Source organism: Amycolatopsis thermoflava N1165 (assembly GCF_000473265.1).
GTDB lineage: Bacteria > Actinomycetota > Actinomycetes > Mycobacteriales > Pseudonocardiaceae > Amycolatopsis_E > Amycolatopsis_E thermoflava.
On record NZ_KI421511.1, the window covers coordinates 3242686 to 3263021 of the forward strand.

The window sequence follows — 20336 nt, forward strand, 5'->3', positions numbered from 1 at the left end:
TCACCCGGCGACCGCGAAGAACCGCGCGCACCTGCCCCCACATCCTGGAATCGCTTCCAGGCATCAGGCTGTGACGTCCGGTCGCTCACCGGCGAGCGCGAGGACCGTGCGGGCCTGCTCCAGCATCGCCACGTCGAGGAAGGTGCCGTCGGTCAGGGCGATCGCGCCGACGCCGGCCGCGGTGGCGTCGTCCAACCGGGACAGCACCTCGCGGGCCCGCGAGACTTCCTGTTCGCTGGGCAGGAACGCCGCCCGGATGGTGTCCAGCTGCGCCGGGTGGATCGCGGTGCGGCCGCGGAACCCGAGCGCCCGCCCGGCCCGGCAGGACTCGGCGAGCCCGTCGAGGTCGCGGACGTTGGTGTAGGCCGACATCACCGGCGGCACCAGGCGGGCAGCGCGCGCGGCGACGACCACCCGGCTGCGGGCCCAGGCCAGCCCGGCCTCGTCGGTCACCCCGAGGTCGGAGCGCAGGTCCGCCTCGCCGAGGCCGATCGAGGCGACCTGCGGGGACGCGGTCGCGATCTCCAGCGCCCGCTCGACGCCGAGCGCGGACTCGATGAGCGGGTGCAGATCACGGCCGGGCAACGCCTCGGCCAGCGCATGGATCTCCGCCGGCGACTCGACCTTCGGGATCCGCGCGCCCACCTCGGCCGGCAAACCGGCCAGCGCCGCCAGGTCAGCCATGTGCCACGGCGTGCTGGCGTGATTGATCCGCACCTGCACCCGGCGGGCGAGCGGCTCCGACAGCAGCCGCACCGCGTTCGCGCGCGCCTCGTCCTTGCGAGCCGGCGCGACGGCGTCCTCCAGATCGACGAGCACGACGTCGGCGGCCGAATCCAGCGCCTTCACCACGCGGTCCGGCCGATCGGCGGGCACATACAGCAGGGTCAACGCGGGCGCGCTCATACCGCGCCCCCCTCACGCAACCGCGCCACCACCGACGACGGGAAACCCAGCTCCGCGAGCACGACGTCGGCGGCCGAATCCAGCCCCTTCGCGACCCGGTCCGGCCGGTCCGCCGGCACGTACAACAGCGTCAACGCAGGCGCACTCATACCGCGCCCCCCTCACGCAACCGCGCCACCACCGACAGCGGGAAACCCAGCTCCACGAGCACGACATCGGCGGCCGAACCCAACACCTTCCCCACCCGGTCCGGCCGGTCCGCCGGCACGTACAGCAGCGACAACGCAGGCGCACTCATACCGCACCCTCCCCGCGCATCCGCGCCACCACCGACGGCAGGAAACCCAGCTCCTCCAGCACCCGATCAGCCGGCACATACAACAGCGTCAACACGGGCACACTCACACCGCACCCTCCTCACGCATCCGCGCGACCTCCGACGGCGCGAAACCCAGCTCCCCCAGCACTTCGTCGGTGTCCGCGCCGTGCGCGCGGCCCGCGTGGGCGATGACCCCGTCGTGGCCGGACAGCCGGAAGATGGGCCCCTGCATGAGCGTCGGCCCCAGCTCCGGGTCCTCGATCTCGTGGATCGTGCCCAGTGCGCGGAACTGCGGGTCCTCCACGATGTCCGCGGCGTCGTAGATCGGCGCCACCGCGGCCTGCGCGGCCTCGAACTCGGCGACCACCTCGTCGCGGGTGTGCCGCGCGATCCACGCGCCCACGGCCTCGTCGAGTTCGTCGGCGTGCTTCGCGCGCTCGGCGCCGCTGGCGAACCACGGCTCGTCGATCAGGTCCGGCCTGCCGACCAGCCGCATCACGCGCTCGGCGATCGACTGCGCCGACGTGGACACCGCGACCCACTGCCCGTCGCCGGTGCGGTAGGTGTTGCGCGGCGCGTTGTTCACCGACCGGTTGCCAGTGCGTGGCTGCACCGAGCGCAACTGGTCCCACCGCGTGATCTGCGGCCCGAGCATCGCCAGGATCGGTTCGACGATCGCCGTGTCCACGACCTGTCCGCGCCCGGTCCGCTCACGCGCCGACAGCGCCACCATGATCGCGTAGGCGGTGGCGAGCGAGGCGATGCCGTCGGCGAGCCCGAACGGCGGCAGCGTCGGCGGCCCGTCCGGTTCCCCGGTGGCGGCCGCGAACCCGCTCATCGCCTCGGCGAGCGTGCCGAACCCGGGCCGCCGCCGGTACGGGCCGATCTGCCCGAACCCGGTGACGCGGGCGAGCACCAGCCGCGGGTTGCGCGCGGACAGCTCGTCGTAGCCTAGGTCCCAGCGCTCCAGCGTGCCCGGCCGGAAGTTCTCGATGATCACGTCCGATCGTTCGGCCAGCTTCAGGAACACCTCGCGGCCGCCCGGTTTGCCCAGGTCGGCGGTGATCGTGCGCTTGTTGCGGCCGAGCGTCTTCCACCACAGGTTCACGCCGTCCTTGGCCACGCCGTGGTTGCGGGCCGGATCCGGCCTGCCCGGATGCTCGACCTTGATCACCTCGGCGCCCATGTCGCCCAGGTGCATCGCGGCCATCGGGCCGGCGAAGAGCGTGGCGGCGTCGACGACGCGCAGGCCGGCCAGCGCCCCGGCGTCGGGGTCGCGGGAGACGGTCACGCGGTCACCTCCGGCAGGTCCCAGGCGCAGCGGAACCCGACGGTCGCGCCGCGCGCCAGCCCGAGCCCGGGCAGGAGCAGCTTCACGCTGTAGTCCGGGTCGCGGCGGCCGCCTTCGACGTACCAGTCGGATCCTTCCGCCCGGTAGTCGGAGCCGCCCTTGAGCATCACGAACCGGGTGCGCCCGTCGGAGTGCTCGCTCTCGGTCCAGTTCCACACCGCGGGCTCGCCGCGGCGCAGCAGACCGGTCTCGCCCGCCAGCTGCCATTCGTCCTCGGTGGGCAGACGCCCGCCGCGCCACGCGCAGTACGCGCGGGCGTCGTCGAGATCCACGTAGGTCACCGGCGCGTCGGCGTCGGTGTTCCAGGCGAGGAACCGGTGCGGTTGCGCGGGCCGGTAGCCGGTCCGCTCCAGGAACTCGGTGAACTGCGCGTTGGTCACCTCGGTCGCGGCGACGGCCACCGGATTGGCGAGCACGCCGTCGCGCTGGAGGGTCCGCGCGTCGTGCAGCCGCGGCGGCAGGGGCTTCCACTCGTCGACGTACGGCGCGCCCTGGTACATCCCGGTCTCCCGGGCCCGGTAGCGCACGGTCAGCACGTACGGTCCGGCGGGCACGACCACCGCGTCCGGATCGGGCGTGCCGGTGGTGCGGGCCGGCTGCCTGCGCACGGCGAGGCGGTGCGGGAAGCGGGCGTCCGGATCGTGCGGCAGCTCCGGAAGTTCCTTCACCCACGCGGGTTCGGTTTCGGCACGCAGGAACGCGGCGATCCCCCGCGCCGGCACACCCGGACCCAGCAACGGGATTCCGGGAGCGACCGGGCCGGTGTAGTCCTGGTCGCTCCGGTTCACGACCGTCCACAGTGTCTGGTCGCCGAGGTCCCAGCGGGAGCCGTACACCCCGGCCTCCTCCGCGCCGGGCGCCAGTTCGGCCAGCGGGGTCCACTCGCCGTGCAGGAGCAGGTCCTCGGCCGCGCGCTGGACGGTCACCATGCGCCGCACGGTCGCCGCGTCCCGGGGCGACCAGCCGACCCACACGCCGAAGACGACCTCCCACACCATCACGCCGACGCCGTTGAGCCATGCCGACTGGAGTTCCTCGGTGTGGTCGCGGTGCCAGCGGCGGACGTGGTGCTGCATGTGCCGCCGCTCGTACCAGTGCGCGCGCAGCACGCCGGGCACGGGCGAGTCGGCGAAGAACTGCGCCCACGACGACGCGTGGTCCTCGATCCGCTCGACCGGCAGCTTCGACTCGCCCTCCAGCACGATCCCCGGCTTCGCCCGCTCCAGGGCCTCGACGAACTCGGGTTCGGCCTTCTTGAGGGTGTCCAGGAAGACGCCGTCCGCGCCGAGGTCGGCGACCAGCGACGCGAGCTCCTCGAGGTCGTCGCCGGCGCGGCGGGTGCCGACGTCCCACGGGTTGTAGTCGACGAACACGTGCAGACCGGCGTCGTGGAACTGCCGCACGAGATCCGCCAGCCCCGGCACATCGCGGTAGAAGTCCCACTGGTTGCGGTCGTCCAGGCCGATCACCGGGTAGGCGTGCCACAGCACGACCGCGTCCAGGCCGGCGAACCGCTCCCGGGCGTCGGCGAGGAACCGCTCCGGCGTGAAGCGGCCCCGCTCGAAGTCGTAGAGCAGCTCGTCCCACAGCCACACCTGCGCGACCGTGCGGCACCGCGCCGCCCACGCCGCGCCGGGCCGCTCGTAGGCCGCGCCGGTGTAGCCGTGCCGCCTACGGGCGTCCGCGCGCCACTCGCGCAGCCGCTCGCGCCACGCCGGGCGGTCGGCCGGGTCCGCCGGGCCGGCGAAGATCTTCGCCTCGTCCAGCGCGACCAGCTGGTCCTCGGTGAGCGGGCCGGGCGGGACCTCGGTGGGCCGGTCGATCGGGCGCGGCACGAGCGGATCGAACGTGTAGGTCATTTCGCGCTCTCCTCGACCTCCGCGGCGGTGGGCACGGCGTCCTGCGCGCCGGGCCGGGTGACCGCGAGGGCGGCCGCGGCACCGGCGAGCCGGGCGGCGCCGGCCAGGTCCAGCCCACGGGCGAGCCCGGCCGCGAGCACGCCGCAGAAGGTGTCCCCGGCGCCGGTCGTGTCGACCGCGTCCACCTTGACGCCCGGAACGCGCACGGGCTCGCGGTCCCGTTGCGCCACCAGGGATCCCTCGGCGCCGAGGGTGATCACCACGGCGGGCACCCGATCCAGCAGCGCCGCGGCCAGCTCCTCCGGCGCGGCCTGGGTGTGCGCGAGGTCGGCGGCCTCGTACTCGTTGACGATCAGCAGGTCCAGCGCGTCCCACACGTCGCCGGGCAGGTCCTGCGACGGCGCCGCGTTGAGCACCATCCGGGCGCCCGGCCGTCGCGCGGCGGCGGCCGCGCGGACCATGTCGAGCGGGATCTCCAGCTGCGCCAGCACGACGTCGGCGTGCGCGATCCGCTCGACCTGGGCGGCGGTCAGCTCGAGGCGCGCGTTGGCGCCGGGCGCGACCACGATCGCGTTTTCGCCGTCCGGGGAGACGGTGATGAGCGCGGTGCCGGTCGGAGCGTCCACACGGGACACCAGGTCGGTGCGGACGCCGGCCCGCTCCAGGGAAGCCAGCAGCAGCTCGGCGGACTCGTCGCGGCCCAGCGCGCCGACGAACGTGGTCTCCGCTCCCCCGGCCCGCGCGGCGGCGACGCCCGAGTTCGCGCCCTTGCCACCGGGGGTGCGGCGCAGGTCGCCGCCGAGGATCGTCTCCCCGCCACCCGGATGGCGCGGCACGTCGACGACGAGGTCGACGTTGGCCGAGCCGACGACCACGACCTGCCCGGTCATGCGGCACCTCGTTCCACGGTCAGGGCGGCCGTGCGGGCCGCGAGGTCGGTGATGCGCTGCTCCCCGCCCGGCTGCGAGGTCGCGATGCGGTCGTCCAGCGGTTTCGCCCACTGGTCCGGCACCCCGTGCAGGGCGCCGACGACGCCGCCGACAGTAGCGGCCGCCGAGTCGGTGTCCCAGCCCGCGGTGACCGCGATGGCGATGCTCGGGCCGAACTCGCCGCCGCCCCTGGCCAGCGCGAAGGCGATGACGGCCGCGTTGTTGAGGACGTGGACCCAGTGCAGGTGCCCGTACTCGGCGTGCAGGCGGTCCAAGCCCGCGTCGACGCCGAGACCGGCCAGCGACCGTCCGAACCGGACCGCCTGCGCGAGCCTGCTGTCCGGCGGGACCACGGTTTCCGCCGCGTCCAGCACCTCGTCGACGGTGCCGCACACCATCGACGCCGAGGCGAGCGCGGCGGCCCACATCGCGCCGTAGATGCCGTTGCGGGTGTGGCTCAGGCGGGCGTCGGTCCACGCCATCCGGGCCGCGGCGCGCACGTCGCCCGGCGAGACCCAGCCGAACACGTCGGTCCGGATGAGCGCGCCGATCCACTCGCGGAACGGGTTGTGGTGCGTGGCGGTCTCCGGCACCGGGCGGGCGTCCAGGATGTTGCGGTAGGCGGCGCGCTCGGCGGTGAACACGCGGCCGGCGGGCAGGTTGTCCAGCCACAGCTGCGCGACGTCGTCGGTGGTGAACCCGCGGCCGCACTGCTCCAGGAGCGTGAGCGCGAGCATCGGGTAGTTGAGGTCGTCGTCCTCCGGCATCCCGTCGATGTTCTCCGCCAGCGAGGTCGGGGCGGAGCGGCGGTTCCACGGCCACCGCGCGGCGACCTCGTCCGGCAGCCCGACGGCGGTGAACCAGCGGTCGAGCGGCCAGCGGCCGGTGGCGCGCAGGATCTCCTCGATACCCTCGCGGGGGATCTTCTCGACCGGCTTGCCGAGCAGGCACCCGGCGGCGCGGCCGGTCCACGCGTCCAGCGCGCGCCCGCTGCCGCCGGGCAGCTCCGGCGCGGGCGGCAGCAGCTCGGCGATCGCGTCCCAGTCGTCCGGTTCGTGCGGCGCCGGCGTGGCGGGCAGCGCGGCCAGCTCGTCGAGCAGGTCGCGGGCCAGCGCCCGCAGCTCCGGAGTGGCCGGCCGCGGCCCGGCGCCGCTCACGGCGGGCACCGGGTCGCCACCGGCCGCGACCCAGCGGTCCCGGACTTCGGTGACGCCCCGGCCCTCAGCGGCGGACTGCACCAGCTCGTGCGCCAGCAGGTCCTCGGGCTGCGCCCAGGTCAGCCTCACGACCGCTCCCCCGTCCGCCGCGGCGCCCCGGCCTGCCGCGGGCCCGCCTGCGGACTCACCAGCCCAGCCGGCCGCGGACTCACCGGCCCGGCCGGCCGCGCGATGACCACCGGCTCCCGCCACTCCAGCCGCACGGTCATGCCACCCTCCTCGCACAGCCCCCAGCTGATGTCGTCCCGCATCGTCACGCCTGGTCCAGCTCGTCCAGCGTCCGCAGCCGCACCAGTGCGCGTTCCCGGTCCGCCTTCAGAATGTCCGCGGCCGCCGCGGCCATCAGCCGCCCGGTCTCGCGGAGGTCCATCCTGCTGGCCTCGCCGATCGCGTCGATCCAGTCGGCCGGCACGGCCGCCGTGCCACCGAGACCGGCACACAACGCGCCCGCCATCACCGCGATCGAGTCGGCGTCCCGGCCGTAGTTCACCGCGCCCAGGACCGCGCCGCGGTAGTCGCCGCGGTGGCCGAGCACGAACCCGAGCGCGGCGGGCAGCTCCTCGATGGACTTGGTACGCGACGGGCGCCGCGCGTCCATCGACATCTGCCGGTACTGCGGCCCCACCGAGTCGTACGGCGCGACCGTGTCCCGGATCAGCCGGGCCAGCTCCCGCTCCTCGTCGTCGGTCGACGGCGCGGAAGTCCAGCCGTCGAACGCGTCCACCACGGCACGGAGGGCGGCGGCGGTGCCGTCGTGCGCGACGTCCAGCGCCGCCGCGACCACATCGTCCAGCGTCGCGCCGGGGGCGACCGACGCCGCGACCATCGCCGCGAACACGCCGGCCGCCTCACGGCCGTAGCTGGACTGATGGGCGCCGGTCAGGTCGATCGCCTCGGCGTAGGCGCCGCGCGGGTCCCCGGCGTTGGCGATCCCGACCGGCGCCACGTACATCGCGGCGCCGCAGTTGACGACGTTGCCGACCCCGGCCTCCCGCGGGTCGACGTGCCCGTAATGGAGCCGGGCGACGATCCACTTCTCCGCCAGGAACACCCGCTGCAACAGCAGCGCGGTCGACTCCAGCTCGGGCACCCACCTCGGCTCGCCGATCATCAGCGGCACGAGGTCCTCGGCCATCGCATACGCGTCGAGGTGCACGCGGCGCTTCGCGTACACCTCGACGAGCGCGCGGGTCATCAGGGTGTCGTCGGTGACGTGCCCGTCCCCCTTGTGGTACGGCGCGATCGGGCGCGCCTCCCGCCAGTTCGGGAACCACGGCCCGACGATGCCGGTCACCCGGCCGCCGTGGCGCTCCTCGATCTGTTCCGGGGTCCACCCCTCGGTGGCACCACCCAGCGCGTCCCCCACGGCCGCCCCGGTGATCACCGCCACCGCTCGGTCTTCCAGCCAGGTCACCGGCTTCACGTTTCCCTTCCAGATGGTCCGGTCGCTACCGGTTGATGGAGTTCCAGCCGTCCGTCAGTTCCTTGGACAGACCGTTGGCGTCGATCTGCTTCGCCAGGAACTTCTGGTAGGCCGGGGTCGCGACGGTGTCCTTCCACTGCGCGTACTTGTCGACGAACAGGTACGGCGCGGAGGTGAGGTACTGGCCCGAGGACAGGATCTCCTTCCAGCCGTTCTGCGCGCCGAGCTTCGTGGTCAGCGCCTCGCGGGCCGAGGTGGTCGCCGGGATCAGCGCGTCGGCCTCGTTGAGCGCGGCCAGGTTCTCGGTGTTGGTGAAGAACTCGATGAACTGCGCGGCCTGCTCGACGTGCGCGGAGTCCTTGTTCACCGACAGCGTCTGCGGGTTGGCGGCCTGCGCGGGACCGGCGGGACCGGCCAGCGGCGGCAGCACGACCCAGTCGAAACCGGCGGGCGCGTCCTTGGCGATGTTCGCGGCCTGGAACGAACCCTGGATCGTCATCGCGGTCTGCCCGGCGTAGAACGGCGCCAGCGCCTTGGAACCGGACTGGGTCAGCGTGACCGGCAGGATCGAGTTGTCCTGGTGCGCCATCGCGTCCACCAGCTGCGGCAGGGCCATCTCACCCTGGCCGACGCTGATCTTCGCGTCGGTGCCGGTGCCGTCGAAGTACTTGCCGCCGAAGCCGGGCGCGAGCGCGACCATCGCGGCGGTCGGGCTGGACAGGCCCCAGCCGAGACCGTAGGCGCCGTCGCGGGTGGTCGCCCTGGCGATCTCCCGCAGCTGGTCCCAGGTCATCGTGTCACCGGTCGGGATGGTGACCCCGGCCTTCTGCAGCAGCGCCCGGTTGGCGAAGACCACATAGGACTGCAGCTCGGTCGGATAGGCGATCACCTGGTTGTCCACGGTGACCGAGTCCAGCACGCCCTTGGGGATGTCGGTTTTCTTCTGCTCCGACAGGTACGGCGTGAGGTCGGCGAGGTAGCCGTCCTTGGCGAACGGGACGACGCCGGCGGCCTCGTAGTGGATGATGTCCGGCGCGCTGCCCGCGTTGAACTGCGTGATCAGCTTGTCGTAGACGCCGTCCCAGCCTGCCTGCACCACCTCGACCTTGATGTCGGGGTGCGCCTTGTTCCAGTCGTCGACGATCTTGTTCGTCGCCGCGATCGCCGCGGGCTGGTCGGACAGGGACTGGAACTTGAGCGTCACCGGGCCGTCGGCGCTGTCACCGCCACTGGAGCACGCGGTGAACAGCAGGCTCGCGGCCGCCGCGAGCGCGGCCGCCACCAAACGTCGAGACTTCATTGACCGACCTTTCGTTTTCTGAGGGTTCATCCCTTCACCGCCCCGGCCATCAGCCCGCTGGTGAGCCTCCGGCGCAGGATGGTGAAGAAGACGATGCTGGGGATCGCGGCGAGCACGGCGCCCGCGGCGAGCGGGCCGAGGGACACCTTGCCCTCGCCGCCGATGAACATGTTCAGCGTGATGGGCAGCGTGTAGTTCTCCGGCGACTGGAGTAGCACCAGCGCGAAGAAGAACTCGTTCCAGGAGGAGACGAAGCTGAACATCGCGGTGGCGACGATGCCGGGCATCAGGAGCGGGAACACGATCCGGCGCAGCACGGTCCACCGGCCGGCGCCGTCCATCGCGCCGGCCTCTTCCAGGTCGACCGGGATCGCGCTGACGTAGCCCTGCAGCATCCACAGCGCGAACGGCAGCGTGTAGGTGGTGTGCACGAGCGTCAGCCCGGCCAGGCTGTCGGCCAGCCCGATGGTGCGCAGGATCAGGAACAGCGGCAGGATCACCAGGACCACCGGGAACACCTGGGACACCAGGATCCAGCCGACGCCCGCGGCGCGGATCTTGCCCTTGAGCCGGGCGAGCACGTAGGACGCGGGCAGCGCGATCACGATGACCAGCGCGGTGGACACCAGGGCCACGACCAGGCTGTTGCCCGCCGAGTGCACCAGGCCCTGGCGGTCGAGCGCGTCGGAGTAGTTGTCCCAGTGCCACTGCTGTGGCAGCAGGCTGACGGTGAGCGAGTTGAGCTCGCCGGAGGACTTCACCGACGCCGAGATCAGCCACAGGAGCGGGAAGCCGAGGAGCAGGATGTAGGCCGCCAGTGCCAGGTACTGGGTGGGACGCAGGAGGACGCGCATGTCGTCACCGCCCCCGCTCGGCGCGGTCGTCGCGGAACTGCGACCGCAGGTAGACCGCCAGCAGCAGCACGACGATGATCACGAGCACGAGCCCCATCGCCGCCGCGTAGCCGATGTTGCGGTTCTTGAACGCTTCGAGGTAGATGAAGAGCACCGGCACCATCGTCTTTCCGCCCGGCCCGCCCTCGGTGAGGACGTAGACCAGCGAGAACGAGTTGAAGTTCCAGATGAAGTTCAGCGACGTGATCGAGGTGACGATCGGCCGCAGGCTGGGCCAGGTGACCGCGGTGAACCGCCGCCACGCGCCCGCACCGTCCACCGCCGCGGCCTCGTGCAGGTCCTGCGGGATCTGCTGCAGGCCGGCCAGCAGGGTGACGGTGGTCTGCGGCATGCCGACCCACACGCCGACGACGATCACCGCGGGCAGGGCGGTGGAGAAGTCGCCGAGCCAGTTGGTGTCGTCGGGCAGGCCGACGCTGCCGAGGAAGGCGTTGAGCGGGCCGCCGTTGGCCGAGTAGATCATCTGCCACATGATCGCCACGACGACCGGCGGCATCGCCCATGGGATGAGGGCGAGCACGCGGGTCAGGCCCTGGAGTTTGAGGCCCGAGTTGAGCAGCAGCGCCAGGCCCATCGACGCGGCGAGCTGCAGCACCGTGACACCGACCGTCCAAATCAGACCGATGCGGAGGCTGTCCCAGAAGAACGAGTTGCCAGCCAGCTTGGTGAAGTTGTCGATGCCGGTGAAGTCGTAGTCGGGGTTGCGGACCAGGCGGGCGTCGGTGAACGCCAGCGCCAGGCCCATCACCAGCGGGGCGACGCTGAGCACCAGGATCGGGATCAGCGACGGCATCACCAGCGCGATCGCCTCGCGGCGCCGCGAGCGGGCCATGGTGCCCTGGCGGCGCTTGCGGGGCGCCGGTGCGGGCGCGGGGGCGCGGGTGTCCGCGGCCAGGGTCATCGCCGGCCTCCCTCGGTGAGCCCGCCCGCGGCGGGGACGGTGGAACCGCGCACGATCAGCTCCGGGCCGACAGTGACCTGCTGCGCGTCCTGGTCGGCGTCGTCGGCGAGGCGGAGCATGAGCTGCGCGGCGGCGCGCCCGCGCTCGGTGCTGCCGAGGGAGACGCTGGTCAGGGTCGGGTGGAAGACGCGGCCGATCTCGGTGTCGTCCATGCCGGTGACCGCGATGTCGTCCGGCACGGACAGCCCGAGTTCGCGGATGGCGTGGATGGCGCCGATGGCGAGCAGGTCGTTGGCCGCGACGATGGCGTCGAGGCGTTCCGGGGCCGCGGCGAGCAGGCGGCGCGCGGCGGTGAGGCCGGCGGCGACGGTGAAGTCCTTGGCGATCTCGGTGGTGTGGCCCGTGCCCGCGGCGGCTTCGAAGCCGCGCTGGCGGGCCTGGCCGGGGGTGGTGTCGAGGGGGCCGTTGAGGAAGCCGATCCGGCGGCGGCCGAGTTCCTGCAGGTGGCGGACCGCCTGGCCGATGCCGCCCGCGGAGTCGGTGGAGACCGAGCTGATGCCGTGGGCGTCCAGGGCGCGGCCGATGACCACGACCGGGACGGCGGCCTGCTGGATCTCCTCGATCAGGCGGTCGTCGGTGCGCAGCGGGCTGATGACCATGCCGTCGACGAAGCCGCTGTTCAGGCTGCGCACCAGGTCGGCCGTCGAGGTCGAGGTGTCGCCGGTGGTCATGACCACGACGCGGTACCCGTGCGGGGCGAGGACCTCGTGGATGGCCCGCATCATCTCGACGTAGACCGGGTTGCCGATGTCGGCGACCGCGAACGCGATCTGGAAGGTCTTCTTCATCCGCAGCGAGCGGCCGATGGCGTCCGGGCTGTAGCCCAGCTCCTCCGCGGCGGCCCGGACGCGCTCGATCATGGCCGGGCTCGCGCCGGTGCCGTGCAGGGCGCGCGAGGTCGAGGCCAGTGACACCCCGGCTCGTTCGGCCACCTGCAGCAGCGTGGCCCGTGTAGACGTCATTGTCGCTCCGTCATCGTTCGTTGCCTTGGAAACGTTTCCAACCCGTGACTCTCGGTGGTTGGAAACGATTCCAAGGGGCTGCGGGGAATAGTGACATCCGGTTCGGGGGGTGTCAACACCGGGGTGCTTGTGGACGCTTCGGCGCTGGTCGGCGGCTGGTTCGGCGCACACGGTCGGCGGCCACACCGCACTCTAGCGGTGCGGAGAGATTTTTCACGCTCCGCTACGGACTTTCCACACTCCGCGACGCGTCCCGCACTGCCCTCGTGAGCAACACGCTCCGCGGCGCGATCTGTCTCCAGGCGCGAGCCGCACCCGCCCCGCCACGCAGGTCCCACGTCTCGCGCTGTCGGGCGCTTCGCGCGCTCCGCGCCCGTTCCCTTGGACGCGCACACACCTCGGAAAGCGGCGCGTGGGACCGTCCACTTCAGACCACGCGCGACGATCTCCGTGCCAGGTCAGCGAAAGGCGTCCGCGTTCTCGCGCGCCCACTGCTCGAACGTGCGCGGCGGCCGCCCGGTCACCTCGGCGACGTCGGGGTGCACCGTGGCCTCGTCGAGCCTGCCCTCGGCGTAGAACTGCGCGAACGCCTCCACGTACTCGGCCGGCATCGCCGCTGCCATCTCGGCCCGGGTCTCCTCGTCGGACAGGCCCACCGCGCGCAGGTCCCGGCCCAGCACGCGCCCCAGCACCGCCACCTGCTGGGCCGGCAACAGCGCCTCGGGACCGGTCAGGTCATAAATCCGGCCCTCGTGCCCGCCCCGCAGCGCCCGCACCGCCACCGCCGCGATGTCGCCCGGGTCGACGCACGCCGCGGGCACCTCCGGGTACTGCACACGCACCTCGTCCCCCGCCCGCAGCTGCGGCAGCCACCGCAGCGCGTTCGACATGAACGCCCGCGGCCGCAGGAACGTCCACGCCAGACCGGACTCCCGCACGGCCCGTTCGGACAAGGTCATGTACCGCGACACCGCGTTGTCCAGATCCGCCAGCGCGGCCGACCCGCCGGACAGCAGCACCACACGCTCGACACCGGCCGATCGCGCCCGCGCGAGCAGACCCGGCATGTCCGCGTAACCCGACAACAAGAACACCCCGGTGACGCCCTCGAACGGGACGCTCGCCGGGTCGTTGAGATCGCCGACGACCGGCTCCGCACCGGGCACCACCGCGTCCGGCTTGCGCACCAACGCCTGCACCGGCTCGCCACTCCGGGCGAGCTCGCGCACCACCGCCCCGCCCGCCGTGCCGGTCGCGCCAGTGACGAGAAACATCGTGCCCCCCAGATGCCAGTCGAGTCCTGGACAATACCCGGTGTGAAGAAGATCGGGTTCCTTTCGTTCGGCCACCACCAGCCGGGCACGCCGACACCGACGGCAGGCGACGCGCTGCGGCAGATGGTCGAGCTCGCCGTGGCCGCCGAGGAGCTGGGCGTCGACGGCGCGTTCCTGCGCGTCCACCACTTCGCGCCGCAGTTCTCCACCCCCTTCCCGTTGCTGGCGGCGATGGCCGCGCGCACCGAGCGCATCGAGCTCGGCACCGGCGTGATCGACATGCGCTACGAGAACCCGCTCTACATGGCCGAGCAGGCCGCGGCCACCGACCTGCTCAGCGGCGAGCGCCTGCAGCTCGGCATCAGCCGCGGCTCCCCCGAACCCGCGCTGCAGGGGGCGTCCGCGTTCGGCCACGTCCCGGCCGAGGGCGAGACCGACGCGGACATGGCGCGCAGGCACACGGAGATCTTCCGCACCGCGATCGGCGGCAGCGGCGTCGTCCGGGCCGATCCGCGGATGACCGGCCGCGGCGGGATGCTCGCGATCCAGCCGCAGTCGCCCACGCTGTACGAGCGGATCTGGTGGGGCAGCGGCACCCGCGCCACCGCGAAGTGGACCGCCGAGCAGGGGATGAATCTGATGAGCTCGACGCTGCTCACCGAGGACACCGGGGTGCCGTTCGACGAGCTGCAGGCCGAGCAGATCGAGATCTTCCGCGCGGAGTGGGCGCGCCAGGGGCACATCCGCGAGCCGCGGGTGTCGGTGAGCCGCAGCGTCATCCCGATCACCAACGACCTCGACCGGCGGTTCTTCGGGCGGGAACGGGACAGCCAGGACCAGGTCGGCTGGCTCGACGGCGGGGTGGCGCGGTTCGGCAAGACCTACGCGGGCGAGCCGGACGTGATCGCCAAGCAGCTCGCCGAGGACGCGGCCGTGCAGGCGGCGGACACGGTCCTGGTGACGGTCCCGAACCAGCTCGGCGTGGACTACAACGCGCACCTGCTGGAGTCGATCGTCCGCGACGTCGCACCCGACGCCGGCTGGCGCTGAAACGTTCGCCGCTCGTTCACCGGGCCCTCATGTGCACGGCCGAAGATCGCCGGGTGCGTAGAACACTGGCGATCGTGCTGATGCTGAGCGGAATCCTGCTGACCTCGGTGACGCCCGCGAACGCGGGGGGAGCCGCGGCAGCGGGTGCTGTCCGTGCTGAGTTTCAACATCCACCACGCGCAGGGCACCGACGACGTGCTCGACCTCGCGCGCGTGGCCGGGGTGATCCGGGACAGCGGCGCGGACGTGGTCGGGCTGCAGGAGGTGGACCGGCACTACTCGGCGCGCAGCGAGTGGGCGGACCAGGCCGCCGAGCTCGCCGGGATGCTCGGCTACCACGTGGTGTTCGGCGCGAACATCGACCGGGACCCGCCCGCCGCGGGCAGCCCGCGGATCCAGTACGGCACCGCGATCCTGTCCCGCTACCCGATCACCGCGTGGGAGAACACGCACCTGTTCCGGTCGCCCAACCAGGAGCAGCGCGGGCTGCTGCACGCGGTGCTGGACGTGCACGGCGTGGCGGTGCACGTGTACGACACGCACCTGGCGGCCAGCTCCCAGGTGGACCGGCTGGAGCAGACCCGGCAGATCACAGAACTGATCGGCGGCACCACACCGGCGGTGCTCGTGGGCGACCTGAACGCGCTCCCGGAGGCCCCGGAGATCGCCACGCTGAACACGGCCTTCACCGACGCGTGGCCGGCGTCCGGGAAGGGCGCGGGCGCGACATACCCGGCGGAGGCGCCGGACCGGCGGATCGACTACATCTACGCGTCGCGCTCGGTGTCGCCGCTGGTCACACGGGTGCTGGACGGGGATCCCGCCGCGTCGGACCACCTGCCGCTGATGAGCCGCCTGCTGGTGCGGCACTGAGACACGCGCCTGCTTCAACAGCGGATCGCCGATTTCAGCGGTGTCTCGGTCGTGAGACGGCGCGGCCGGCACATGCCGGTCCTGAGGCGAACGGTCAGCGCCCGCCGGCCGGCCCACGGTCGCGCCTTGGCCGGGCAACCGCATCGAGACGGACGCCCCCGACATCTCCGACAGCGGCCAGCGGTTGCGGACTAACCGGCGAAGCCCGCCCGGTGGGCTTCCCAGCGCCTCCCGCTGTGCCGGCACCCCTCACCGCCGGGAGACCGGCCCGAACGGTCAGCGGGACTCCAGCGCCTCCGCCAGCCGACCCTCGTGGTGGGCCGTCACCAGCGCTGCCGCCACGTCGCGCAGCTTCACGTTCCGCTGCTGCGACATCCGCTTCAGCGCGGCGAGCGCCTCGTCCGCCGTCTGGTGGTCGTGGTGCATCAGCAGGCCCTGCGCCTGCGCGATGACCGTCCGCGTGCGCAACGCGGTCTGCACGTGACCCAGCAGGCGGATGTTGTCGTGGTAGAGCGCGCTGTTGTCGAACGCCACGCCCGCGTGGAGGGTGAACAACAGCGCCAGGTCGTGCGAGTCGTCGCCGAAGCGGCCGCGCTCCGCGGACAGCACGGTGAACGCCGCGCCGGACTCGGCGCCGGGCAGTGGCAGCGTCAGCGCGCTGCCGAACCCGTGCCGGCGCAGGTGCGCGCTGTAGGCGGGCCACCGCTCGTCCGTCGCCGTGTCGTCCACCCGTCGCGGCTCTCGGTAGGTCAGCGCCTCGGTGACCGGGTCCGGCCCGGACCCGTCGGTCGGCGGCTCCGGCAACGGCTTCCCGGCTGCCGCGAGAAGTTCGGCCGTCCCCTCCGCCGTGCGGACCGTGATGGCCGCGCGGTCGCAGCCCGGCAGCAGCGCGCAGGCCCGCGCCACGTAGCGGGACAGGGTCGAGGTGACGTCGTCGTCGTCCACCAGCCTGCCGATCTCGGCGAGCTCCTGCGCGATGGTGAGCACCGCGGGAGCGGACAGGAGCGATTCGCTCATGACACCTCGTCTCTACCCCGAGCCTGCCGGCCCTCGTCAAGCAAGACTAGCCGCGTGATGGGGTAGGGTCGGTTGCGTCACGGTTATACAAGCAGCTGTGGCTCGCCAGTTCCCGTCGGCAGCGCGGTTGTCCGTGTCCTGCCCTGTTTCGCGAGCCCACGAGCTTGCCCCAGGAGACCCAGTGACGAACCTGAAAGTGGAGTGGACGTACCGGCCGGACGCGCTCGTCGTGACGGTGACGGGTGAAATCGACGCCGGAACCGTCGTCCGCCTGCGGGAGGGGCTGGGGGCGGCCCGCGCGGGCGCGCCGGTGCCCCCGCCGCCCACCCTGGTGCTCGACCTCCTGCGCGTCGAGTTTCTCGACTCGGGCGGCCTCGCACTGCTGGTCGAGGTTTCGCGGGAGTGCGAGGCCGCCGGTCAGGAGCTGATCCTGGTCTGCACGAGCCGCCCGGTGCTGCGCCCGCTCGAGCTGACCGGGCTGGACCGGGTCTTCACTATCGCGCCCGCGGTGCCACCGGCCGCCTGACGCGTCAGTTCGGCAGGCTGTCGTCCGGGTCCACCACGTGCCCGGAGTGTTCGGCGACGAACCGCGCCGAAATGGTGTGCAGCTTGACATTCTCCCGCTGGGACTGCCCCACCAGGAGCTGGAACGCGTCGTCGGCGCTGATCCGTCTCGCCGCCATCAGGATGCCCTTGGCCTGCTCGATGACCCCGCGCGTGCGCATCGCCGCGCGCAACTGGCGCACCTGTTCCTGGGTGCGCAGCGCGCGTCTGGACAGGTGCAGCACCGTGTCCACGACCGTCGCGTACAGCTCCAGGTACTTCTGATCGACGTCGCGGAACCCGTGCTCGCCGAACCCGAACAGGTTGATCGCGCCCATCGCCTCGTCGCGCACCTGCAGCGGCGAAGCCAGGTAGCTGGCCACCCCGTGCCCGGCCGCGACGGCGGAGAACCCGGGCCACAACTCCCGCGCCGTGCCGACCTCGACCCGGACCACCTGCCCGCTGCGCGCCGCGCGCAGGCACGGGCCGTCGTCCTCGTCGTACTGCGCCGCGTCGATCCGCGTGGCGCGGTCATCGGTCGAAGCCACCGATCGCGCGCCGGAATCGTCGAGCACCGTGATCGACGCCATGTCGGCCCCGGGCACCACGCGCACGACCTGCTCGCAGACCACCCGCAGCAGCACGTCGAAGTCGTCGGTGTTCCCGACCGTGCCGGCCAGTTCCTCGAGTGCACGGGTCACCTCGTCGAGGTGTGCGAGCTGGCCTGCCGCACCGTCGCTCATCCTGGTCGTGTCCCTTCCTGGCAACCATCCGGAACGGGGCGAGCGACCAGCGAAAGACAGCACCGGGCCCGCACCCGGTCGCTGTCTGCTCAACAACCCGGCCGATATTACCCGGCCGCCCGGCGGGCGGATCGCAGGTCAGGAGCGGGTGCGGCGCGGCGCCGACCCCGGGCTGCGCCACGTGCAACCGCGGCACGCCAACTGGCCAGCCGGAGCCGCTACGCGACCGCCGCCATGGCGTCGGCGGTCAGCTCCACCGACCGGACCCGGTCCGCGACGTCGTGCGCGTGGTGCGCCAGGATCAGCTCGTCGGCCTGGGCTTCGGTCGCGAAGTCCGCCAGGTAGGCGCGCACCTCGTCGGGAGTGCCGACCGCGGTGTAGCGCGTCATCGACGCCAGGCCGCGGCCGCGGGGCGAGGCCAGGAACGCGTCGATTTCCGCGTCGGTGAAGTTCGCCCCCGAGCGGCCCTGCGACAGCATCGCCCGCGTGCGCGCCCGGTAGGCCACCGACCGCTGGGCCTCGGCCTCGTCGTGGTCCTCCGCGGCGAACACGTTCGCCCCGGCGATCACGTACGGCTCGGCCAGCTGCTCCGACGGCTGGAAACGTTCGCGGTACAGCGAGACGGCCTGGTGCAGCGAGTCCGGCGCGAAGTGCGACGCGAACGCGTACGGCAGCCCGAGCTGCGCGGCCAGCTGCGCCCCGAACAGCGAAGAGCCCAGGATGTAGAGCGGCACGACGCCCTCGGCCCGGGGCACCGACCGCACGCCCTGCACGGCCTTGCCGCTCAGATACGCCTGCAGCTCCAGCACGTCCTGCGGGAACGAATCCGCCGACATCGGGTCGCGCCGCAGCGCCACCATCGTCTGCTGGTCGCTGCCCGGCGCCCGGCCGAGCCCGAGGTCGATGCGGCCGGGGAACAGGGTCTCCAGCGTGCCGAACTGCTCGGCGATCACCAGCGGCGAGTGGTTGGGCAGCATGATCCCGCCCGCGCCGAGCCGGATGGTCGACGTGTGCTCTGCGACGTGCCCGATCACCACGCTCGTCGCGCTGGAGGCGATGGACGCCATGTTGTGGTGCTCGGCGTACCAGACCCGCCGGTAGCCGCTGCGCTCGGCGGCCTGCGCGAGCGCCACGCTGGCCGCGAAGCTCTCGCGCGCGGTCTGGCCGGGCGCGATCGGCGCGAGGTCCAGTACGGACAGGACTGGGGACATGACGGGCTCACCTTTTCCGGGTCACAGGTCGCGGTGCAGTCGCTCGGTGAAGGCGCGGATGCGGTCCTCGTCGCGCCGGTAGTAGGTCCACTGGCCCTGCCGCGTGGCCAGCAGGAACCCGGCGCGCTGCAGGATGGCCAGGTGCGCCGAGACCGTCGACGCGGACGTGCCCGCCTTCTGCTGGATCAGGCCGACGCACACCCCCAGCCCGGCCGTGTCCGCCGCCGCCGGGAAGCTCGCCGCCGGGTCCTTGAGCCACTCCAGGATGCGCAGCCGCGTCTCGTTCGCCAGGGCCTTGCACTCAGGGAGCACCCGCACCGTCCTTCGACATTTCGCTAATTCCCGAAATTACTCCCGCCGACGAGGGGCCCGCACCATGACGCCGCTCACGGACACGCGGTCCGTGAGCGGCGCGCGGGGGTCAGCCCAGTGCGCGCAGCCGCGGCAGGACGTCCTCGGCGAACTGCGTCAGGAAGCGTTCCTGGTCGTGGCCGGGGCCGTGGAACACGAGGTGGTTCAGGCCCGCGTCCAGGTACGGCTTGATCTGCGCGACGGCCTCGTCCGGGTCGGAGGCCACGATCCAGCGCTTGGCGACCTGCTCGATCGGCAGCTCGTCGGCCAGCCGCTCCATCTCCTCGGCCGAGGACACGCTGTGCTTCTGCTCCGGCGTCAGCGACAGCGGCGCCCAGAACCGGGTGTTCTCCAGGGCCTTCTCGTGGTCCCGGTCGTAGGACATCTTGATCTCGATCATCTTGTCGATGCCCGCGACGTCCCGCTCCGCCGCGGCCGCGCCCTCGGCGACCGCCGGCATCAGCTTGTCGTTGTAGAGCTCCATGCCCTTGCCCGAGGTGCAGATGAAGCCGTCGCCGGCGCGGCCCGCGTACTTGGCCACCACCGGGCCGCCCGCGGCGACGTACACCGGCACCGGCTGCTCCGGCCGGTCGTAGATCTTGGCGTTGACCAGGGTGTAGTACTCGCCCTCGAACGACACGTTGTCGGTCGTCCACAGCTCACGCATCAGCTTGATCGCCTCACGCAGCCGCGCGAACCGCTCCTTGAACTCCGGCCACTCCCGGCCGGACACCGCGATCTCGTTGAGCGCCTCACCCGTGCCCACACCGAGAATCACCCGCCCGCCCGACAGCAGCGACATCGTCGCGAACGCCTGCGCGATCACCGCCGGGTTGTACCGGAACGTCGGAGTCAGCACGCTCGTCCCGATCTGCACCCGGTTCGTCCGCTCCGCCACCGCCGACATCCACGACAACGCGAACGGCGCGTGCCCGCCCTCGTGCCGCCACGGCAGGAAGTGGTCGGACACCATCACCGAGTCCAGGCCCAGCTCCTCGGCCCGCACGGCGTACTCGACCAGATCCCGCGGACCGAACTGCTCCGCCGAGGCCTTGTAGCCGACTTTCAGACCCACGTTCGTCCTCCCTCACACTGGTTGCTCACCTCCAACCTACTGCGCGCGGGAGGGTCCG

The 20336-nt window shown here is 72.4% G+C and carries 22 protein-coding genes; 3 read left to right on the top strand and 19 right to left on the bottom strand.

Annotation, left to right across the window (positions count from 1 at the left end):
- Window positions 1-63: 63 nt before the first annotated feature.
- From AMYTH_RS0116215 to AMYTH_RS0116285, 14 genes are all read right to left on the bottom strand, one after another.
- Entirely contained in the window at window positions 64-906 is an 843-nt protein-coding gene (locus AMYTH_RS0116215) for an HpcH/HpaI aldolase/citrate lyase family protein (RefSeq protein WP_027931215.1), read from the bottom strand.
- Complete coding sequence (locus AMYTH_RS48875; protein ID WP_228684811.1) at window positions 903-1055, bottom strand: hypothetical protein; 153 nt, start codon at window positions 1053-1055, stop codon at window positions 903-905. The genes AMYTH_RS0116215 and AMYTH_RS48875 overlap by 4 nt, the downstream gene beginning before the upstream one ends.
- A complete protein-coding gene (locus tag AMYTH_RS48880; protein WP_228684813.1) occupies window positions 1052-1204 on the bottom strand; it encodes a hypothetical protein in 153 nt (50 codons plus the stop codon). Before AMYTH_RS48880 ends, AMYTH_RS48875 begins: the two co-directional genes overlap by 4 nt.
- Window positions 1205-1307: 103 nt before the next feature.
- The gene (locus AMYTH_RS0116235) at window positions 1308-2516 is read right to left on the bottom strand and encodes a CaiB/BaiF CoA transferase family protein (protein ID WP_027931216.1); all 1209 of its coding nucleotides are present in this window, start codon (window positions 2514-2516) and stop codon (window positions 1308-1310) included.
- Window positions 2513-4435 (bottom strand): SUMF1/EgtB/PvdO family nonheme iron enzyme, encoded by a 1923-nt coding sequence (locus tag AMYTH_RS0116240; RefSeq protein ID WP_027931217.1) that lies wholly within the window; start codon window positions 4433-4435, stop codon window positions 2513-2515. The genes AMYTH_RS0116235 and AMYTH_RS0116240 overlap by 4 nt, the downstream gene beginning before the upstream one ends.
- A complete protein-coding gene (locus AMYTH_RS0116245; RefSeq protein ID WP_027931218.1) occupies window positions 4432-5325 on the bottom strand; it encodes a ribokinase in 894 nt (297 codons plus the stop codon). The genes AMYTH_RS0116240 and AMYTH_RS0116245 overlap by 4 nt, the downstream gene beginning before the upstream one ends.
- Window positions 5322-6650 carry an ADP-ribosylglycohydrolase family protein gene (locus tag AMYTH_RS0116250; protein ID WP_027931219.1) on the bottom strand — a complete coding sequence of 443 codons (1329 nt, stop codon included), beginning with the start codon at window positions 6648-6650 and terminating at the stop codon, window positions 5322-5324. The genes AMYTH_RS0116245 and AMYTH_RS0116250 overlap by 4 nt, the downstream gene beginning before the upstream one ends.
- Window positions 6647-6832 (bottom strand): hypothetical protein, encoded by a 186-nt coding sequence (locus tag AMYTH_RS0116255; protein ID WP_228685288.1) that lies wholly within the window; start codon window positions 6830-6832, stop codon window positions 6647-6649. The genes AMYTH_RS0116250 and AMYTH_RS0116255 overlap by 4 nt, the downstream gene beginning before the upstream one ends.
- 2 nt (window positions 6833-6834) lie before the next feature.
- Window positions 6835-7995, bottom strand: coding sequence for an ADP-ribosylglycohydrolase family protein (locus tag AMYTH_RS0116260; RefSeq protein ID WP_228684815.1), 1161 nt, complete (start codon window positions 7993-7995; stop codon window positions 6835-6837).
- Window positions 7996-8029: 34 nt separating this feature from the next.
- A complete protein-coding gene (locus AMYTH_RS0116265) occupies window positions 8030-9304 on the bottom strand; it encodes an ABC transporter substrate-binding protein (RefSeq protein WP_027931222.1) in 1275 nt (424 codons plus the stop codon).
- Window positions 9305-9330: 26 nt separating this feature from the next.
- Window positions 9331-10158, bottom strand: a complete 828-nt coding sequence (locus AMYTH_RS0116270) for a carbohydrate ABC transporter permease (protein ID WP_027931223.1) — start codon at window positions 10156-10158, stop codon at window positions 9331-9333.
- A 4-nt stretch (window positions 10159-10162) separates the two neighbouring features.
- Window positions 10163-11119, bottom strand: a complete 957-nt coding sequence (locus AMYTH_RS0116275) for a carbohydrate ABC transporter permease (RefSeq protein WP_027931224.1) — start codon at window positions 11117-11119, stop codon at window positions 10163-10165.
- Window positions 11116-12141 (bottom strand): LacI family DNA-binding transcriptional regulator, encoded by a 1026-nt coding sequence (locus AMYTH_RS0116280; protein ID WP_027931225.1) that lies wholly within the window; start codon window positions 12139-12141, stop codon window positions 11116-11118. Before AMYTH_RS0116280 ends, AMYTH_RS0116275 begins: the two co-directional genes overlap by 4 nt.
- Before the next feature lie 458 nt (window positions 12142-12599).
- Window positions 12600-13415 carry an NAD(P)H-binding protein gene (locus AMYTH_RS0116285; protein WP_027931226.1) on the bottom strand — a complete coding sequence of 272 codons (816 nt, stop codon included), beginning with the start codon at window positions 13413-13415 and terminating at the stop codon, window positions 12600-12602.
- A gap of 42 nt (window positions 13416-13457) precedes the next feature.
- Between AMYTH_RS0116285 and AMYTH_RS0116290 the strand changes: the two genes are divergently transcribed.
- Window positions 13458-14465 carry an LLM class flavin-dependent oxidoreductase gene (locus AMYTH_RS0116290; protein ID WP_027931227.1) on the top strand — a complete coding sequence of 336 codons (1008 nt, stop codon included), beginning with the start codon at window positions 13458-13460 and terminating at the stop codon, window positions 14463-14465.
- 153 nt (window positions 14466-14618) lie between these two features.
- Window positions 14619-15338 carry an endonuclease/exonuclease/phosphatase family protein gene (locus AMYTH_RS45035; RefSeq protein WP_228684817.1) on the top strand — a complete coding sequence of 240 codons (720 nt, stop codon included), beginning with the start codon at window positions 14619-14621 and terminating at the stop codon, window positions 15336-15338.
- Window positions 15339-15614: 276 nt separating this feature from the next.
- Here the strand turns inward: AMYTH_RS45035 and AMYTH_RS0116300 are convergent, their stop codons facing one another.
- A complete protein-coding gene (locus AMYTH_RS0116300) occupies window positions 15615-16355 on the bottom strand; it encodes a GAF and ANTAR domain-containing protein (RefSeq protein ID WP_027931228.1) in 741 nt (246 codons plus the stop codon).
- Between the two features lie 181 nt (window positions 16356-16536).
- Here AMYTH_RS0116300 and AMYTH_RS0116305 point away from each other — a divergent pair, with 181 nt between their 5' ends.
- The gene (locus AMYTH_RS0116305) at window positions 16537-16881 is read left to right on the top strand and encodes an STAS domain-containing protein (RefSeq protein WP_027931229.1); all 345 of its coding nucleotides are present in this window, start codon (window positions 16537-16539) and stop codon (window positions 16879-16881) included.
- A 4-nt stretch (window positions 16882-16885) separates the two neighbouring features.
- Here AMYTH_RS0116305 and AMYTH_RS0116310 read toward each other — a convergent pair whose 3' ends face one another.
- The 4 genes from AMYTH_RS0116310 to fgd all read right to left on the bottom strand — a co-directional run bounded on the left by AMYTH_RS0116310 (window position 16886) and on the right by fgd (window position 20278).
- Window positions 16886-17641 carry a GAF and ANTAR domain-containing protein gene (locus tag AMYTH_RS0116310; RefSeq protein ID WP_027931230.1) on the bottom strand — a complete coding sequence of 252 codons (756 nt, stop codon included), beginning with the start codon at window positions 17639-17641 and terminating at the stop codon, window positions 16886-16888.
- 218 nt (window positions 17642-17859) lie between these two features.
- The gene (locus AMYTH_RS0116315) at window positions 17860-18852 is read right to left on the bottom strand and encodes an LLM class flavin-dependent oxidoreductase (protein ID WP_027931231.1); all 993 of its coding nucleotides are present in this window, start codon (window positions 18850-18852) and stop codon (window positions 17860-17862) included.
- Between the two features lie 21 nt (window positions 18853-18873).
- Window positions 18874-19164 carry an ArsR/SmtB family transcription factor gene (locus AMYTH_RS0116320; RefSeq protein WP_020422191.1) on the bottom strand — a complete coding sequence of 97 codons (291 nt, stop codon included), beginning with the start codon at window positions 19162-19164 and terminating at the stop codon, window positions 18874-18876.
- 109 nt (window positions 19165-19273) lie between these two features.
- Window positions 19274-20278 (bottom strand): glucose-6-phosphate dehydrogenase (coenzyme-F420), encoded by a 1005-nt coding sequence (fgd, locus tag AMYTH_RS0116325; RefSeq protein WP_020422190.1) that lies wholly within the window; start codon window positions 20276-20278, stop codon window positions 19274-19276.
- Between the last annotated feature and the right edge of the window lie 58 nt (window positions 20279-20336).

Bases quoted from the DNA above. Each gene is read 5' to 3' on its own strand.
- AMYTH_RS0116300 (WP_027931228.1), bottom strand. From the start codon at position 16,355: ATGAGCGAATCGCTCCTGTCCGCTCCCGCGGTGCTCACCATCGCGCAG.
- AMYTH_RS0116215 (WP_027931215.1), bottom strand. From the start codon at position 906: ATGAGCGCGCCCGCGTTGACCCTGCTGTATGTGCCCGCCGATCGGCCG.
- AMYTH_RS48880 (WP_228684813.1), bottom strand. From the start codon at position 1,204: ATGAGTGCGCCTGCGTTGTCGCTGCTGTACGTGCCGGCGGACCGGCCG.
- AMYTH_RS0116315 (WP_027931231.1), bottom strand. From the start codon at position 18,852: ATGTCCCCAGTCCTGTCCGTACTGGACCTCGCGCCGATCGCGCCCGGC.
- AMYTH_RS0116270 (WP_027931223.1), bottom strand. From the start codon at position 10,158: ATGCGCGTCCTCCTGCGTCCCACCCAGTACCTGGCACTGGCGGCCTAC.
- AMYTH_RS0116240 (WP_027931217.1), bottom strand. From the start codon at position 4,435: ATGACCTACACGTTCGATCCGCTCGTGCCGCGCCCGATCGACCGGCCC.
- AMYTH_RS0116255 (WP_228685288.1), bottom strand. From the start codon at position 6,832: ATGCGGGACGACATCAGCTGGGGGCTGTGCGAGGAGGGTGGCATGACC.
- AMYTH_RS0116285 (WP_027931226.1), bottom strand. From the start codon at position 13,415: ATGTTTCTCGTCACTGGCGCGACCGGCACGGCGGGCGGGGCGGTGGTG.
- AMYTH_RS48875 (WP_228684811.1), bottom strand. From the start codon at position 1,055: ATGAGTGCGCCTGCGTTGACGCTGTTGTACGTGCCGGCGGACCGGCCG.
- AMYTH_RS0116265 (WP_027931222.1), bottom strand. From the start codon at position 9,304: ATGAAGTCTCGACGTTTGGTGGCGGCCGCGCTCGCGGCGGCCGCGAGC.
- AMYTH_RS0116245 (WP_027931218.1), bottom strand. From the start codon at position 5,325: ATGACCGGGCAGGTCGTGGTCGTCGGCTCGGCCAACGTCGACCTCGTC.
- AMYTH_RS0116280 (WP_027931225.1), bottom strand. From the start codon at position 12,141: ATGACGTCTACACGGGCCACGCTGCTGCAGGTGGCCGAACGAGCCGGG.
- AMYTH_RS0116310 (WP_027931230.1), bottom strand. From the start codon at position 17,641: ATGAGCGACGGTGCGGCAGGCCAGCTCGCACACCTCGACGAGGTGACC.
- AMYTH_RS0116275 (WP_027931224.1), bottom strand. From the start codon at position 11,119: ATGACCCTGGCCGCGGACACCCGCGCCCCCGCGCCCGCACCGGCGCCC.